This is a genomic window from Nonomuraea typhae, from assembly GCF_009760925.1.
Classification (GTDB): Bacteria; Actinomycetota; Actinomycetes; order Streptosporangiales; family Streptosporangiaceae; genus Nonomuraea; species Nonomuraea typhae.
Window position 1 is genome coordinate 623,438 of the sequence record NZ_VRLV01000004.1, and the last position, 15,533, is coordinate 638,970.

A 15,533-nucleotide genomic window follows, 5' to 3' on the forward strand; every position below is an offset into this window, starting at 1 on the left:
CTAATTGCCATAATGCCTTCATGCTCGAGGCGGATCTGGTCAAGGCGCTGGCCAACGACAACCGGCTGCAGATCCTGGAGTGGCTGCGCGACCCGGAGGCGCACTTCCCGCCGCAGCGCGACGGTGACCTGGTGCGTGACGGGGTGTGCTCGTTGTTCATCGCCGAGAAGCTCGGCGTGAGCCAGCCGACCTGCGGCGAGCATCTCAAGGTGCTCGGCCGGGCCGGGCTGCTGCGCAGCAAGAAGATCAAGCAGTGGGTGTTCTACCAGCGCGATGAGGAACGCATCGCCGCGGTCAAGGAGATGCTGAGTGGAGATTGGTGACATCGACGTCTACGAGCGGCTGATCGGCGACCTGGACGCCGCGGGCGCGTGCTACCGGCTGATCGACCACGCGCCGGAAGGGCGGACCGAACTGGTCAGCGCCCTGCGCGGGCACGAGGTCGCGCACGCCGCCAAATGCCTGGTCGTCATGGTCAAGACCGGGAAGAAGCAGACCCGCTACGTCCTGGCCGTGGTGCCCGGCGACGCCCGCGTGGACCTGGAGGCGGTCAAGGCGCTGCTGGGCGGCACCTACGCCGCCTTCGCCGCCAAGGACAAGGCCGAGGAACTGGCCGGCAGCGTGAGCGGCACGGTCCTGCCCTTCAGCTACCACCCCCGCCTGGAGCTGATCGCCGATCCGGCGCTGCTCCGCTCTCCCGAGGTGTTCTTCAACGCCGCCCGGCTGGACCGCTCGATCGCCCTGGCCACCGACGACTACCGGCGCGTGGCGGCGCCCCGGATCGAACGCATCGCACCCTGAATCGTCGTCCTGACGGAACGGAACGACGGCCGGGAACGGCCGTCGTGCGGCGAGATCCTGCTCGGCCGCGTGGTGGGCCCGAGTAGGGTGATCAGCAGAAGGCGCATTCCGGGTGAAGGGGCGTTCCATGACCGAGAGCGCAGAAGGCGGGCAGCCGCCGGAGTTCCCGCACTCGTCCGCGCGTGATGTCCACGAGTACCAGGTCGATCACATCCGGGACATCACAAGCGAGGGCAAGATCGTGCTGGGCGGTGGCGTGGACACCGCGTTCCGGGCGCTTTTCCCCACGACCTACGACCAGGTCGTCGAGCACCCGGACGACAGGAAGACCGGCGAGGACAAGTAGCTCGGCAGCCGCCGGCGATCACCGTCCCTCCCTGGGTCAGGAGGGCCCTCTGGCAGGCGAAGGTCGCCGGCCGGGGGTACATCCCCGCCAGGGCGACCGCGGCGAGGGCGAGGCTCGGCCTTCTCATGACGCCGGCTCGCGCCGGCAGCCGTCCGCTCCCAGGAAGCCGTTCCAGGAGAAGGCGCTCTGGCAGCGATAGGTGCCCGCGTTGGCGCCGAACCGGAGCGTGACCAGGACGTTGACGCCGCCCCAGCCGTCGCACGGGTTGGCCGAGATGTGCCCGCCGGTGACGGTGCCGCCGAAGCAGGTGTAGGACCCCGCGGCGGCGTGGGCGGCGCCGCCCACGGCCGGCGAGGTGACGAGGGCCGCCGCGGCCAGGGCCACGACGGTGGAGCGCCGGATGAGTGGCACGGTGTTCCCTCCTTGGCGCATGCTGAGCATTTCGCACCAAACGCTAGGAATGTCGCTAGACGCCGCCCAGAGGCACCCGTCACCAGTCGATGTGGATTCCTCACATCAGGCGGAGATCACCTCGCGCAGCCGCCGGGCCTCGTGGAGCACCAGGCTCGATCCCTTGCGCGCGGCCAGCTCCGCCAGCCCCGGCAACTCGGCCCGGGCCCCCGCCTGCGCGGCTGCCCGCACGGCGACCTTGAGCAGCTCGCCCAGCCCCGCCCTGACCTTCTCGCCCGGCCCGGGCAGCAGCAGCGGCAGCGCCCGAGCCAGGGCGGCCCACACCTCGGCGTGCGCCCCGGCCGCCGTGACCTCGTCCAGGACGCCGGTGACCCGGTTGAGCTTGACCTGCTCGCCGCGGACCAGGCGGGCCACGGCAAGGCCCAGGTCGCCGGCGGGCAGTTCCCCGTGCGCGGCCAGCGTGATGATCGCGTCGGCGGCCTTGGCCCGCTCGGCGGCCCGGTCGTGGCCCATGCCGATGACGATCGCGCTCGCCGTCGCGAGGCCCGCCGGGCCGTCGCCGTGCGCCAGCGCGGCCACGACCGCCACCTGGCCGTCGCTGCCGGTCATGAACCACGGCAGGCACTCCAGGACCTGCGCGGCCGCCGCCTCCCGGTGGGAGGGCATGATCGGCGGCCACCACACCATGTCCCGGGAGTAGGCGGGATAGCCGGTCTTGGGCATTAGCGTCCACACCACGGCCACCTGCTCGGGCACGCCCTCCGGCGGCACGAGCCGGGCGTGCGCCTCCTCCAGGGACTCGTGGTAGTACGCCGGGCGGGCGTGTTTCTCCATGGCCCAGGTCACGACGGGATCGGGCAGCCCGCCGGCCCGCAGCACCTCCGCCAGCCGCCGGCCCGCCCGGGACGGCAGCTTCTCCGCCCGCGCGACCGGCTCAGGCTCGATCAGGCGCGGCAGCCGCAGCAGCGCCTGCGCGAAGTCGTGCGCCGGCGGCTCGGCCTCGCCGAGGAGTTCCATGCGCGCGACCAGGGTGGCGGCGTCGACGTGCCCGGTGGCCGAGGTCGGCGTGGCCAGCAGCACGGGGATCGTCTCACCGCGCTCGAGCAGGGACACGACCTCGAGAAAGCGCCGCCGGACGAAGCGCTGCGGCGCCGGGTCGGTGTCCGGCCCGCGGTGCTCGCCGCACGCCGCGGTCAGCGCGCGGCTGTCGGCGGGCGAGACCACGGCCAGCGCACAGCGCTCCAGCAGGAAGCGGATGTCCTCGCCGTACCAGGACGCGTACGCGCCGGCGTCGAACGGATGTTGCCAGTTCGACTCCCACCACGGCTGCAGCCCGGCCACGACGGCGTCGCGGTCGTGACAGGTCAGGGTGACCAGGGCGGCGAGGATGCGCTCGAAGCGCGCCGGGCTCTCCGGCCAGAGCGGCCTGCCCAGCTCGGCGGCCAGCTCCGCCACCGAGGCGATGGGCGGGTCCGGGGCGGGCAGCGGCCTGGCCGTCAGCGTGGGGGCGGCCCCGGCGTCCTCCGTGATCTCCTCCACCGCGCCGAACCCGGCGGCCAGCCGTACGCGCAGGTCGGCGGGGAGCCGCGCGGCCGCCTCACGGACCGCGTCCCGGTCCTGCGCGGAGGCGTGCGGAGCGAGCTTGACCGCGGCCCGGACGGCACGCTCGCGCAGGCTGGGGGTGTCCACGAGGAACACCGCCGCCAGCGCGCCCACCGCGCGGCCGCCCCTGGGCGGCGGGGCGGCGGCGATCCACTTCACCGCGGCCGTCATGTACTTCTTCTCCGGCCGGTACGCCAGCGCCTCGGCCGCCTCGGCGAACAACTCGTCGGCCAGCGCCCCCTCGGACTCGGCCCGCCGCAGCTCCTCCACCGCGAGCTGGACGACAGGGGAGGACGCCGACGGCAGCATCCGCACGAGGTCGGCCACCGGGATCTCGGCCACCCGCGGCGCCAGCTCCCGCCACAGCGCGACGAAGGGCCCGGCCTCACCCGCCACGACCCCGGTCAGGAACCGGCTCACGCACCCGTCGAGCAGCGCCTGGCGCGGCACCCGGCCCGTCGCGGACAGCGCGGCCAGTTCGCCGACGATGGTGGGGCCGTCGGACCAGAGCCGGTTCGACTCCAGCACCTCCGCCACGCCCTGCGCCTGGAACAGCCGCGGCAGCATGTGATCGAGCAGCCGGTCGTCGCCCAGCGCCGGCGCTTCGCGCCGCATCCGCTGCCGGTAGGCCAGCCGTGCCACCCACCCGGCCACGAACGCGTCGTTCTCCGGCGGCTCGGCCCCGGTCTCGGCCACCAATGCCGCGGCCAGCTCCCAGTTGCCCCGCGCCTGCATGCGCCACCACAGCGGCCCGGTGCCCGGCCGCAGCCGCCGCACCAGCCGGACGGCCAGGTCGCGGCGCCACGTCTCGGGCCGGCGGGCCAGCACCGCCAGGACGTGGCCGGTGTCGTCGCCCGTCTCCACCCACGCCAGCTCCCGCCGGTAGAGCCAGGCGGCCACCTGCTCCGCCCCGCCGAAACAGGCCGCCCCGGCCAGGCGGTAGCGGGTGACGACCCGCCCTCCGTCGGCCCCGGCGCGCGTACGCTCGGCCAGGTGAGCGGGCAACAGCCGGGCCAGCGCGCGCCGGTCGTCGTCGCCGAGGCCGTTCAGGGCCGTCACGAGGCTCGCGACGGATCCGTTCTCGATCCGCCCGAGCACGTACTGCACGGCCGGGCCCACCGTGTTCTCGATCACGGCCGGCAGCCTAGTGATCGCCACCGACAACCCGGTGAGCCGTCCGTGCGCGGATGTACGGCGGGCCCCGCAGTCTGGATCAGGCGGCGGTTACCAGTTGTCCGTCTCCGGGCCCATCACGCCGTACTCCAGCGCGCCGTCCCGCACATAGGTGCAGGTGATGACACCCCTGGCGGATGTGGTGGTGCCGGTCAGCTTGAGCCCGGCGGGCATGGTGCCGTCCGCGAACAGCCGCTTGCCGGATCCGATCAGCACGGGGAACACCAGCACGTGGAACTCGTCGACGAGGTCGTGGGCGAGCAGCGTCTGCACCAGGCGGGCGCTGCCGTGCACCTGGATCTCACCGCCCTCGCCCCGCTTGAGCTCGCCGACCGCCGCGGCGACGTCGCCGGTGAGCAGGCTCGCGTTCTGCCAGGCCACGGAGTCCAGCGTCCGCGACGCGACGTACTTCGGCAGGCCGTTCATCCGATCCCCGATCGGGTCGCCGGCCTTGGCCAGCGGCCAGGTGGCCGCGAAGATGTCGTACGTCCTGCGGCCGAGCAGCAGTGCCCCGGCTCGTCCGGTCAGCTCGGCCATCGCCGCGATGAGGGGCTCGTCGAAGTACCGCACGCCCCAGCCGCTGTGCTGGAATCCGCCGTCGTCCTCCTCCTCGCCGCCGCCCGGCGCCTGCACGACGCCGTCCAGTGACATGAACGCCGTCACCATGAGCTTGCGCATGCCCGTTTCCTTCCTTCACGGGCCGCCGGGATCGGCGCCCCTTTACCGACCACGACAATCCCGGCCGCCCCGAATCGACACCCGCGCGGCACGAGATTGGCCGAAGTCGCGGCCCGGGCGGATCCGAGGCTGGATAATCCCCGTGACAGGGCGGGCTCTGCGAAAGGCGCCGGCGTGAAGAGCGATTTCCTCGTGCTGTCGGACGCGCCCGTGAGCCTCCTCGGCGACCGGCTGGACTTCACCCGCTACGCCGACGCGCTCGCGGAGGTCATCACCGACGCGGCCACCGAGACCCCGTTCACCATCGGCGTGTTCGGCCCGTGGGGGAGCGGCAAGTCGAGCCTGCTGCGGATGCTCGACCAGCGGCTGGCCGAGGACCACGCCGAGCGGGTGGTCCGCGTGCACTTCAACCCGTGGGTCCACCGCCGGGAGCCGAACATGCTCCTGCCGCTCCTGCACACGCTGCACGACGCGCTGGCCGAGGATCGGGGCAACCGCTTTCGCGAGGTCGCCGGCAAGCTCGGTTACGTGATCGCCAACCTGACCTCCGACGCGCTGCTCAAGAGGCTCTCGGGCGGAGCCGTGACCATGGACAGGATCGGCGAGCTGGCCGAGCGCTACGCCGAGCAGCGCGGCAAGGTCGAGAGCGAGATGCGCAATCTCCGGCGGACGCTGCAGGAGCAGGCCGACGACGTCGCCGCGAAGGGGGCGCGGCTGCTGATTCTCGTCGACGACCTCGACCGCTGCGAGCCGCACGAGATCATCGACCTGCTCGAGTCGGTGAAGCTCTTCCTCGACCTGCGTCACGTCCTCGTCGTCATCGCGGTCGCGAAGAACGTGGTCGATCGCGGGGTCGCGGTCAAGTACAAGGACTTCGGTTTCGGTCCCGACAAGGTCGTCGAGATCGGCGACGAGTACCTCGACAAGATGATCCAGTTACCGCTCTACCTTCCCCCGCTCGACGCCGGCGGATACCTGTCCGGGCTGGGCCTCACCGGTGAGCTCGCCGCGCACGCCGGCCTGCTGCGCGCGATCGTGGCGCCCAATCCGCGCCGGATCAAGCGGGTGCTGAACACGTGCTCGATCCTGCGGACGGTGACCAGGAGCGGCGACCCCGACCTGCGCCTCGACGTCCTGATCAGGCTGGTGGTCCTGCGCGTGCAGAGCCCCGAGCTCTACGCGGCGATCGCCGTCCGGCCGGGGCTGGCCGCGGCTCTCGAGGCCATGTACGGCGGGCGCCTGCGGCTCGGCCACCCCGACCGGCTCATCGAGATCTACGGCCAGGTCGAGGCCGAGGCGATGAAGACGGCGGTGCAGAAGTTCTACCGATCGCAGGGATATCTGAGCGCCGTCTTCTCGGGCACCGTGTTCACCGAGGTGCAGGATGATGTGTCGCGTTACATCATGATGCTCGGTAGCTAGCGGATGACCGAGGCGGCGCTACGCTACGAGCTCTACGGGCTGAGCGGCGGTAATCCGTACCGCGTCGAGCCGCTCGATCCGCTCACGCATGCCGGCCATCGGGCCCTGCTCGTCGACGTCAACGGCTACGCCGCCGCCACGGAAGCCCTCGGCGCCTACCTCCAGGCCAGGGCGGAGTCGGGCGAGTCGGCCTTCGTCGTGGTCAGCGGCACCGACTTCACCGGCCGCACCTCCGTCGCCAACCACGTCCTCGACCTCCACCGCCAGATCCGCGGCCTGGACCGGCGGCTGCTGGTGGCCAGGGTCGCGATCGAGAACAACCGCGCCGTCGAGTGGGTGACCGCGGCGATGGTCGAGCTGCAGAACGAGATCGAGAAGGCGGACCTGACCCTCTCGCCCAAGCTGCAGGAGGCCCTCGACGCCATCGAGACGATCGGCGCCACCAGCGGGGAGACGATCTACCCCAGCCGCTACCGGACCCTGGCCAGGCGGCTGCGCGGCGAACTGTCCGGGCACCCCTCGGGGGAGTACGGCTTCGCGGCCGTGTTCGAGGGCCTGCGCCAGGCCGACCTGATCGGCAAGATGCAGAAGGTGTTCGAGGACAGCCGGTCCATCGCCGTCTTCACCCACAGCGCCTACAAACACGCGAACACGCCGATGCTCGACGAGCTCCGCTCGCTCGGCGTGCACATCGTCTCGCTGCGTTCGCTGGACGGCCCGCAGATCCGCTGCGTGGCCGAGGCACGCTGGAAGGGAGCGTCCCCGCTGCCGAGCCCGTTCCCGCCCGACAGCCTCGAAGCGGTGTGGTGCGAACCGGCTCCGATCAAGTCCGTCGTCAAGATGCTCGGCGCCTGGATCGACTTCAGGCTCCGGACCAGCTCCGAGCAGGGCGCCTGGCCGCACAACACCGACCTCGAGATCGGGCAGCGCTTCATGACCGCGACCCTCGACATGCTCAAGACGATGGGAGGCGCGTCGTGACGGCCCGGCCGCGCAACCCGTTCCCCGCGCGCGGAACCATGAGCATGGAAGAGCACGTGCGGGACGCCGACATCCTGGACACGGAGATCACCGGTCCCACCGTCCGGCTCCGCGCGGTGGCACGCCTGACCGGGCTCGTCGAGCGCTACCTCGACGAGGCCGCCGCACGCGCGCGCAACAGCGGCCAAGCCGTCTTCCTGCACGGCGAGCACGGCTCGGGCAAGACGCACGCGATCCGCTACGCACTCGGCCAGACGGCCGGGCGGGCCCGGGAGACCGGTGCGCTCCGGCTGTACGTGAAGGCCCAGGACGACGACTTCGTGGCCGTCTACCGGCGGCTGATGAGCCAGGTCGGCCGCGACCGGCTCAGGGAGCTCAGCCAGAGGTTCCGGGGCGTGCTCGCCGTCGAGCAGCTCGGCGCGCGCTCCGGCACGGGCACCGAGCCCGGCCTGCTCGCGGCCGTCCTGGACGATCCGGACCGGCTGTCCCTGCTCTACGACGAGCTGCTGGTGGAGCCGGGCTCGGTGCTGGAGGCCGAGGCCGGCGAGCTGGAACGGGTCTCCGGCAACGGCGAGGAGTTCCAGCGCGCGCTGGCGGCGCTGCTCGAACCGGCGAACGAGGAGGCGGCCTACGCCTGGTTCACCGGGCGCGAACTGGATCCGGCGGACGAGGAACGGCTCGGCGTCGCCGGGCCTCTCGACGATCCGGATCGGTGCAGGTACGGCCTCCAGCTTCTCACCGCGCTGTGCACCCGCGTCGGGTGGCCGATCATCATCATCATCGACCAGTGCGAGCGCCCCGTCCTCGGGCGACCGGCCAACCTGGGGCTGCTCCATTCGCTGGTCGAACGCATTCCGCAGGAAGCCGGGATGCTGGTGCTGGCGGGCAGCACGGCGGCCTGGCAGGCGCTGCCGGACGACCTGCGGCAGCGCTTCGGCGGCAGCCATGTGGACACCTCGGTCATCACTCCCGGCGAGGCGGGCAAGGTGCTTGCGGCCTATGTCGGCAACGCCTCGGGAGTCGCCGGGTTCCAGGTCGCCGCCGTGAACGACCTCCTCCGGGTGAGCGGCGGCAACATCCGGATCCTGCTCCAGCTCGCCTACCGTGTCGTGGAGGCGGCCCGCGCGGAGGGCGGCCTGCGGCTCATGGTGGGCACCGACCTTGTGCGAGAGGTCGTCGGAGCCGCGTTCATCACGCTCGCGGACGTGGAACTGGCCGTCGAGGCGTGGCTGCTCGACGAGCGCGCCGCCTACGTGCGGGACTGGCGGGGCGACGGGGTCGTGGCGGACTTCGCGGTCTTGTCCGACGTCGGCCCCCAGCTCCTCATCGAGGTCAAGGGGCCGGTCTACACCATCGCGCAGGCCGCCCGGCTGTCAGAGCGGTTCAAGCTGCTCGAGCAGGCCCGCGAGCGCGGATGGCCGGCCCGGGTCCTGCTGATCGTCGCCGGGTACGCGAGTCCCGCGGCGCTCTCCGCGCTTCGCCGGGTCGCCCACGAGGTGGTGGTGTTCGCCGGCGTACACTCTCTCGACCGGCTGCGCGGCCAGGCTCGCGGGCTCGAGGCGTCGTCGCTCCGGCTCGGCCCGAGGGCGGCGCCGTACCGGGGACTCGCCCCGTTCCGGGAGGAAGACGCCGGGATCTTCTACGGGCGCGAGAACGAAGTCGCGGCCCTTGTCGACAGGCTGGCGGAGAGGGACGCCGGTCCGCTGATCGTGACGGGGGCGTCTGGTGCGGGCAAATCATCGCTGCTGCGTGCCGGCCTGCTGTCCGCGCTGGCGGGTGGAGCCCTGGGCGCGGACGTAGCCCGCTGGCCGCAGATCTTGATCACCCCGGGCAGAACCCCGCTGTCGGAACTGGCCGTCCACCTCTCGGTCCTGTCGGGCTTGGACGCGCCGACGGTGAGACAGACCCTGCTCGCTCGCCCCCAGGACGCCCGGCTTCTGGCGAGCCAGGCGCTCGCGGCTGACACGGCCCGCCGCAGAGTACCGGTCGGCGAGCTTGGGCTCATTCTGGTGATCGACCAGTTCGAGGAACTCTTCACCATGGCCGAGGAGGCTGAACGGGCGGCGACGGTGACCGCGTTGCACGCGATCGCCACCGGGCCGGGCAAGGCACACGTGATCATCTCGGTGCGGGCGGACTTCATCGACCGGTGCGCCGACCATCCTGAGCTGGTGACGGCGCTCGGGGAGGGATTGTTCGTCCTTGGTCCCATGCGGGAGATCGACCTGCGGGCCGCCATCGAAGGACCGGCCAGGGCGGCGGGTCTCGCCGTCGAGCCCGGGCTGGTCGAGGCCATCCTCGCTGATCTGCGCACCTCCAGCGGCACCTATGCGGCCGGTGCCCTCCCCTTGCTGGCCATGGCGATGTTCACGGTGTGGGAGGGACGCGAGAACGGGCGGCTCACCGTCCAGGCGTACAGGCGCAGTGGGGGAGTCGCCGCGGGGGTGGCGCAGCGGGCCGAGGAGGTCCTCGACTCGCTGACGCCCGAAGAGCGGACCACCGCGCGAGAGTTGTTCAGGCAACTCGTCACCGTAACCCGCGAAGGCGTCCCCATGCGCCGCGTGGTCAGGCGAGCAGAGGTGCTGGGCGATGGGGACTTCAAAGTCGTGATGGCGTTCAGCGACGCCCGGCTCATCACCCTCGACGAGGAAACCGTGCAGATCTCGCACGAGATCCTCCTGCAGACCTGGCCACGCCTCCGGGCGTGGCTGGCGGCGGATCGGGAACAGTTGCTCCGGTTCCATCAGCTTCTTGACGCCGCCGCCGAGTGGGAGGGTTCCGGCCGCGACCCGGCCTTCCTCTACCGGGGCACCCAGCTCGGGACCGTTCTCCACGACCGGGAGCACGTGGAGTCGGGCGAAGTACCAGGCACGGCCAAGGCGTTTGTCGACGCCAGCATGCGAGCACATCGCCGCGGCGCCCGGTTGCGCAATCTCATCATGATCGCCCTGATCGTTCTGTCGGTCGTCGCGACGGGTTCCGCGGTCGTGGCGCTCCAGGAGAGCAGGGTTGCCGGAGAGCAACGGGCCGAGGCCACCTCTCGCCTTCTGGCTGAGCGCAGCGCCTCTTTCGCAACGGACCCGCGCCTGTCCGCCCTCCTTGCGGTTGCAGCCTGGCGGACCAGCCCGACCCAGGAGGCCCGGGTCAGCCTTGAGAGCGTGCTGACCCGTCCGGTCACGGAACCTAGCGTTAGCGCTAGGAGTCCGGTGTCGGCCCTGGCCTTCAGCCCGGACGGCCGGACCTTCGTGACGGGGACGACGGAAGGGGTCATCCGCCTGTGGGATGTCAGCACGCGGGTCTCCGCAGGGAGCGCGCTCACCGACGCCGCCGGAGACGTCAGCTCGATGGCCTTCAGTCCGGACGGCTCATGGATCGCCGCCGCACGCGGCGACGAAGTGCTGTGGTGGCGCCTCAAGGCGGGGCAGGTCGATCGCGCGTCGCGGACCGCACGTACGCTTTCCTCGGCAGCCGCGCATGCGGTCGCCTTCAGTCCCGACGGGCGTCTGCTCGCGGCAGCGGGACAGGACGGGTCGGTCCACGTCTGGGACCCGGCCACGGGCAGGCCCTCTCTTCGACTGTCCGGTTCTGGATCCCCCCTGCAGTCCCTCTCCTTCAGCCCCGATGGCAGGATGCTGGCGGGAGCTGACGCGAGCGGAGACGTGAGCCTCTGGGATATGTCCGGCGAGACGCCCCGGCTGACCAGGTTCTCCGGCCGCATGGATTCCGTGTTAGCGCTGGCATTCAGCCCGGACGGCAAGGCCCTTGCGACGGCTGGCCTCGACGGGACGGTCTGGCTCTGGGACGTAGCGACATCATGGCTCCTGGGCCCGCCTTTCACCGGGCACACCGCCGGCATCGAAACGGTGGCCTTCTCCTCTGATGGACGGACGCTCGCCACCGGAAGCCGCGACCGGACGGTCCGGCTCTGGGATGTGGTGTCCCATCGCCAGGTCGGCAGGACCTTGACCGGGTTCACGGACAGCGTGACGTCCGTGACGTACCTGCCTGACGGCAAGACCTTGGCGGCGGCGAGCCTGGACGGCACCGTGCGGTTCTGGACGGTGCCGCCTGTCACGGATCCCGTCCGCAGCGCGTGCGTGATCGCCGACCGAGAGTTCACCCAGCAGGAATGGGCGACCTACGTCCCGGACCTGCCCTACCGCAAGGTGTGCTGATCCGTCAGCGGTGTTCCCAGTCGCCACCCAGGGCGGTGGAGACGACCTCGTCCGAGGCGGTGGGCTGGGCGCCGTACTCCGCCGGGACGGGGACGGGGCCTTCGACGACGTGGCTGGTGAGGGTGCCGAGGCCCTCGACCTCGACCTCGACCACGTCGCCCGGCTCGACGGGGCGGGAGTGGGCGGGGGTGCCGGACAGCAGGACGTCGCCCGGGTTGAGGGTGATGGTGCGGGCGATGTCGGCGACCAGGTAGTGCATGTCCCAGGTCATCTCGTCCGTCGAGCCGTCCTGGGCGACGGCGCCGTTGACGTGGGTCCTGATGCGTTTGCCGCGGAAGTCCCAGTCGTCGACGAGGCCGGGGCCCAGGGGGCACAGGGTGTCGGAGCCCTTGACCCGCAGCATCGACCCGGCGTCGGTGTCGCGGAAGTCGTGCAGGCCGAAGTCGTTGGCGATCGTGTAGCCGGCGATGTACGCGCCTGCCTGCGCGGGGGTGATGCCGCGGGCCGTGCGGCCGATGACGATCGCGACCTCGCCCTCGTAGTTGAGGTACCGGCAGCCCGCGGGCCGGACGACCGCCCCGCCGTGGGCGTTCAGCGCGGAGGTGGGCTTGTGGAAGTAGGTGGGCGCGGCGGGCAGCCGGGCCTGGAACTCCGCCACCCGGCTGCGGTGGTTCAGGTGCACGGCGATGATCTTGGTGGGTTCGCAGGGCGGCAGGTGGATCGCGTCCAGGCCCGTGGTCCGGCCGTCGGGGCTCACCAGTGCGGAGCCGTCGCGGCGGACCCGGGTGACGGCGCCGTCGAGCAGGATCCTGCGGTACTCAGGCATGGGTCTCCTTCGGCGTGGGAAAGCCGCCGTCCGGGCGGTCGAACCACAGGTGGGCCTGGCCCGTCCCGATTGAGTTCTCGTAGGACCCGAACAGCCGCCCGGGCGCCGTGCACGACTCTTCGCCCAGCGCCCCCAACATCATGAGATAGTGCCCGAAGCCCGCCTCCGGGCGATATTTCAGGAACTGTGGCATGGTGGCCAGCACACGGGCATGGTCCCCGGCCTCCAGCCAGGCGACCCGCTCCAGGTCGGCCGCGCGGGCCTCCGGCGTACGGACGTGCACAGGGTCGGAGGACTCGTGCGCGCGCAGCTCCCGCAGCGGCCAGAACGTGTGCGACAGCGCCCCCGAGGCGATCAGCAGCACCCGCCGGTCGCTGGCGTGGATCGCCTCCCCGAGCGCCCGCCCCAGCCGCAGATGGTCCTCCGCGTCGCCCGTCTGGCACACCCCGATCGACACCCACGGCCGCTCGGGCACGCCCAGGTAGGTCCACAGGTTGACCGTCGCGTAGTGGATCGGCAGGCCCGGATCGTCGATCGCGGTGATCCACGTCCCGTGCCGTCCCGCCCGCGCCGCGATCATCCGCGCCAGCTCCGGGTCGCCGGGGAAGTCGTACGGCATGCGGCACATCCCCCGCGGCAGTTCGTCGGAGGTGAACAGCCCGGCCCGGCGCGCCTGCGCGGCCACCACGAACTCCACGGTCGTGGCCCAGTGCGAGTCCAGCACGACGACCGCGTCGTAGGACCCGGCGTCGAACACCTCGGCCCGCAGCCGGCGCAGCCCGGTGACCAGGCTGATCTCGCGGCCCTCGTTCAGCTGCCGCCGGGTGGCCTCCGGCAGCACGATGGTGGGCACGTGGGCCAGCAGGCCCGCCCCCGTCACTTCTCCCATGGCGCGCTCACCGTGTTCTTGACGTCGCAGTAGAAGTCGAAGCTCCAGTTGCCGCCCTCGCGCCCGACCCCCGACCGGCGGGCGCCGCCGAAGGGGGCGCGCAGGTCGCGGACGAAGAAGCAGTTCACCCAGACCGTCCCCGCCACCAGGCGGGCGGAGACGCGCCGGGCTCGTGAAGGGGAGCCGGTGACGACGGTCGCGGCCAGGCCGTAGTGGGTGGAGTTGGCCATCGCGACCGCCTCCTCCTCGTCGGCGAACGTCTGCAGGGTCAGCACGGGACCGAAGACCTCCTCGGTGAGGATCTCGCTGCCGGGCTTGGCGCCGGTCAGCAGTGTCGGCTGGTAGTAGAGGCCGCCGAGGTCAGGGTTGGGGCCGCCGCCGAGCACGGGAGTGGCGCCCGCCGCGACGGCCCGCCGTACGAAGCCGTCGATCTTGCCGAACTGGCGGGGGTGGATCTGCGGGCCGATGTCGGTCTCCGCGTCGCGGGGGTCGCCCTGGCGCAGAGTGGCGGTCCTGGCCAGGAAGCGCTCCAGGAAGGCGGCCGACACGGACTCCTCGACCAGGAGCCGGACGGCGGCCAGGCACACCTGCCCGGCGTTGTCGTACTGCTCGGCGGCCAGGCCGGCGGCCAGGTCCAGGTCGGCGTCGGCGAACACCAGCAGCGGTGACTTGCCGCCCAGTTCGAGCGACAGCGGCGTGAGGTTGGGCGCGGCCGCGGCGGCGATGGCCCTGGCCGTGGCGACCGAGCCGGTGAAGCTGATCCTGCGCACCCCGGGATGGCCGGTCAGCGGCGGGCCGATCTCGGTGCCGTGGCCCTGCACCACGTTGAAGACCCCGTCCGGCAGGCCCGCCTCGGCCGTGATGTCCGCCAGCAGGGAGGCGGTCAGCGGGCTCCACTCGGCGGGCTTGAGGACGACCGTGTTCCCGGCCGCCAGCGCCGGCGCGATCTTCCACGTGGCCAGCATGAGCGGCGCGTTCCACGGGGTGATCAGTACGGCGACGCCGGCGGGATCCCAGCTGACGTGGTTGGCGTGCCCGCGGGTGTCGAACGCGGCGTGGCCCAGCCCGAGCAGCCAGTCGGCGAAGAAGCGGAAGTTGTGCGCCACCCTCGGCATGACGCTGCGGCGGTGCGAGCGCAGGAGCGCGCCGTTGTCGGTGGTCTCCAGCATGGCCAACTCGTCGGCGCGGCGCTCGACCCCGTCGGCGACGGCGTGCAGCAGCCGGGCGCGTTCCTCGCGGGAGGTGCGCGCCCAGGCGGGGAACGCGCCGGTCGCCGCCCTTACCGCCGCCGCGGCCTCGTCCTGGCCGCCCCTGGCCACGTGGGCGAGGAGGGTTCCGTCGATGGGGGAGCGGTCCTCGAAGCGTCCGGCGGAGGGCACGCGCTCGCCGCCTATCCAGTGGTCGACGTTCATGACCCCTCCGCTGCGCTGGTGCCCGACTCGAGGAGGGCGCCGCCGTTCCACGTCACGCCGACCTGCCGGTAGTAGCCGCCGATGACCTCGTGGACGGACAGAGCGGCGAGTTCCTCCGTGGGCGCCTCGAACAGCTCGAGGGTGGCTTCACCCGCCCAGGACTGCCCGCCCTCCGCGGACTCGGCGCCGCTGGAGATGAGCTCGTCGAGTGCCAGCCCTCCGCCGGGGGCGATCGACGGGAGCCAGCGGTGGTGGGCCATCGGGTGGGCGTTGACGAACCCGTTGTGCGGGCTCGGGCCGCTCAGCCGTACCACTGCCTGGGCCAGGCGCCGGTCGGCCGCGGCCAGGGTGGCGCCGAGCGCCCCGCCCGGTGCCAGGCGCGGCGCCGCGGGGCCGTAGGGGTGCGGCCGGGTCTGGTGGATGGAGCCGAGCTTCTTCGGGTAGCCCTGGTGCAGGCCGCGTACCAGTGCGAAGTCCTTGTCCACCCAGATGTAGACGCACCGGGAGTACACCCGGTCCCGGTAGGAGCAGCGGACCACGACGAAGCACTCCTTGTACTGCGCCCGCACCGGGTCCAGGAGTTCCTCGCGGGAGTCCGAGCACGACTGCCAGTCGGCCCAGATGATCGCGACCGCGCCGGGGTCGTCGGGGGCCGGGCCGAGGGGCGGTGGCAGCAGTTCGGCGACCCGCGCGGGGTCGGTCCTGTACTCGACGGTGAGCAGGTCGCCCGAGTAGTGCCACGGCGGCGGGGGGATCAGCGACGCGCGGCCCGTCGCCGACTTCGGGGTGAAGAAACCGTGCACAACCCCTCCATTTC

13 protein-coding genes are annotated in these 15,533 nt (G+C 72.0%); 6 read left to right on the forward strand and 7 right to left on the reverse strand.

Annotation, left to right across the window (positions count from 1 at the left end; all coding sequences use genetic code 11):
* The first annotated feature begins 20 nt into the window (after window positions 1–20).
* From FVE25_RS18885 to FVE25_RS18895, 3 genes are all read left to right on the forward strand, one after another.
* Window positions 21–323 carry an ArsR/SmtB family transcription factor gene (locus tag FVE25_RS18885; protein WP_157248262.1) on the forward strand — a complete coding sequence of 101 codons (303 nt, stop codon included), beginning with the start codon at window positions 21–23 and terminating at the stop codon, window positions 321–323.
* On the forward strand, window positions 310–801 hold the full coding sequence (locus FVE25_RS18890) for a YbaK/EbsC family protein (protein WP_246267154.1): 492 nt from the start codon (window positions 310–312) through the stop codon (window positions 799–801). The genes FVE25_RS18885 and FVE25_RS18890 overlap by 14 nt, the downstream gene beginning before the upstream one ends.
* A gap of 127 nt (window positions 802–928) precedes the next feature.
* Window positions 929–1,147, forward strand: coding sequence for a hypothetical protein (locus FVE25_RS18895; protein ID WP_157248263.1), 219 nt, complete (start codon window positions 929–931; stop codon window positions 1,145–1,147).
* 123 nt (window positions 1,148–1,270) lie between these two features.
* On the opposite strand, the gene FVE25_RS18900 is transcribed toward FVE25_RS18895, so the two are convergent.
* From FVE25_RS18900 to FVE25_RS18910, 3 genes are all read right to left on the reverse strand, one after another.
* Window positions 1,271–1,558 carry a hypothetical protein gene (locus FVE25_RS18900; RefSeq protein WP_157248264.1) on the reverse strand — a complete coding sequence of 96 codons (288 nt, stop codon included), beginning with the start codon at window positions 1,556–1,558 and terminating at the stop codon, window positions 1,271–1,273.
* A gap of 105 nt (window positions 1,559–1,663) precedes the next feature.
* Window positions 1,664–4,294: a DUF6493 family protein gene (locus tag FVE25_RS18905; protein ID WP_157248265.1), complete on the reverse strand. Its 2,631-nt coding sequence runs from the start codon at window positions 4,292–4,294 to the stop codon at window positions 1,664–1,666.
* 90 nt (window positions 4,295–4,384) lie between these two features.
* Window positions 4,385–5,011, reverse strand: coding sequence for a dihydrofolate reductase family protein (locus FVE25_RS18910; RefSeq protein WP_157248266.1), 627 nt, complete (start codon window positions 5,009–5,011; stop codon window positions 4,385–4,387).
* A 174-nt stretch (window positions 5,012–5,185) separates the two neighbouring features.
* Here FVE25_RS18910 and FVE25_RS18915 point away from each other — a divergent pair, with 174 nt between their 5' ends.
* Genes FVE25_RS18915 through FVE25_RS18925 form a run of 3 tightly spaced genes read left to right on the forward strand, consistent with a single transcriptional unit; the run spans window position 5,186 to window position 11,589 of the window.
* Window positions 5,186–6,433: a KAP family P-loop NTPase fold protein gene (locus tag FVE25_RS18915; RefSeq protein WP_157248267.1), complete on the forward strand. Its 1,248-nt coding sequence runs from the start codon at window positions 5,186–5,188 to the stop codon at window positions 6,431–6,433.
* 3 nt (window positions 6,434–6,436) lie between these two features.
* Window positions 6,437–7,414, forward strand: a complete 978-nt coding sequence (locus FVE25_RS18920) for a hypothetical protein (RefSeq protein WP_157248268.1) — start codon at window positions 6,437–6,439, stop codon at window positions 7,412–7,414.
* Window positions 7,411–11,589 carry an nSTAND1 domain-containing NTPase gene (locus tag FVE25_RS18925; RefSeq protein ID WP_157248269.1) on the forward strand — a complete coding sequence of 1,393 codons (4,179 nt, stop codon included), beginning with the start codon at window positions 7,411–7,413 and terminating at the stop codon, window positions 11,587–11,589. Before FVE25_RS18920 ends, FVE25_RS18925 begins: the two co-directional genes overlap by 4 nt.
* A gap of 4 nt (window positions 11,590–11,593) precedes the next feature.
* On the opposite strand, the gene FVE25_RS18930 is transcribed toward FVE25_RS18925, so the two are convergent.
* Genes FVE25_RS18930 through FVE25_RS18945 form a run of 4 tightly spaced genes read right to left on the reverse strand, consistent with a single transcriptional unit; the run spans window position 11,594 to window position 15,519 of the window.
* The gene (locus FVE25_RS18930) at window positions 11,594–12,415 is read right to left on the reverse strand and encodes a fumarylacetoacetate hydrolase family protein (protein WP_157248270.1); all 822 of its coding nucleotides are present in this window, start codon (window positions 12,413–12,415) and stop codon (window positions 11,594–11,596) included.
* The gene (locus FVE25_RS18935) at window positions 12,408–13,304 is read right to left on the reverse strand and encodes a 3,4-dihydroxyphenylacetate 2,3-dioxygenase (protein WP_157248271.1); all 897 of its coding nucleotides are present in this window, start codon (window positions 13,302–13,304) and stop codon (window positions 12,408–12,410) included. Before FVE25_RS18935 ends, FVE25_RS18930 begins: the two co-directional genes overlap by 8 nt.
* A complete protein-coding gene (locus FVE25_RS18940; protein ID WP_157248272.1) occupies window positions 13,292–14,716 on the reverse strand; it encodes an aldehyde dehydrogenase in 1,425 nt (474 codons plus the stop codon). Before FVE25_RS18940 ends, FVE25_RS18935 begins: the two co-directional genes overlap by 13 nt.
* Window positions 14,713–15,519, reverse strand: a complete 807-nt coding sequence (locus tag FVE25_RS18945) for an acetoacetate decarboxylase family protein (protein WP_157248273.1) — start codon at window positions 15,517–15,519, stop codon at window positions 14,713–14,715. Before FVE25_RS18945 ends, FVE25_RS18940 begins: the two co-directional genes overlap by 4 nt.
* Window positions 15,520–15,533: the final 14 nt, after the last annotated feature.

Excerpts from the sequence above, each read along its gene's own strand:
- FVE25_RS18885 (WP_157248262.1), top strand. The coding sequence starts at position 21 with ATGCTCGAGGCGGATCTGGTCAAGGCGCTGGCCAACGACAACCGGCTG.
- FVE25_RS18895 (WP_157248263.1), top strand. The coding sequence starts at position 929 with ATGACCGAGAGCGCAGAAGGCGGGCAGCCGCCGGAGTTCCCGCACTCG.
- FVE25_RS18910 (WP_157248266.1), bottom strand. The coding sequence starts at position 5,011 with ATGCGCAAGCTCATGGTGACGGCGTTCATGTCACTGGACGGCGTCGTG.
- FVE25_RS18920 (WP_157248268.1), top strand. The coding sequence starts at position 6,437 with ATGACCGAGGCGGCGCTACGCTACGAGCTCTACGGGCTGAGCGGCGGT.
- FVE25_RS18930 (WP_157248270.1), bottom strand. The coding sequence starts at position 12,415 with ATGCCTGAGTACCGCAGGATCCTGCTCGACGGCGCCGTCACCCGGGTC.
- FVE25_RS18935 (WP_157248271.1), bottom strand. The coding sequence starts at position 13,304 with ATGGGAGAAGTGACGGGGGCGGGCCTGCTGGCCCACGTGCCCACCATC.
- FVE25_RS18940 (WP_157248272.1), bottom strand. The coding sequence starts at position 14,716 with ATGAACGTCGACCACTGGATAGGCGGCGAGCGCGTGCCCTCCGCCGGA.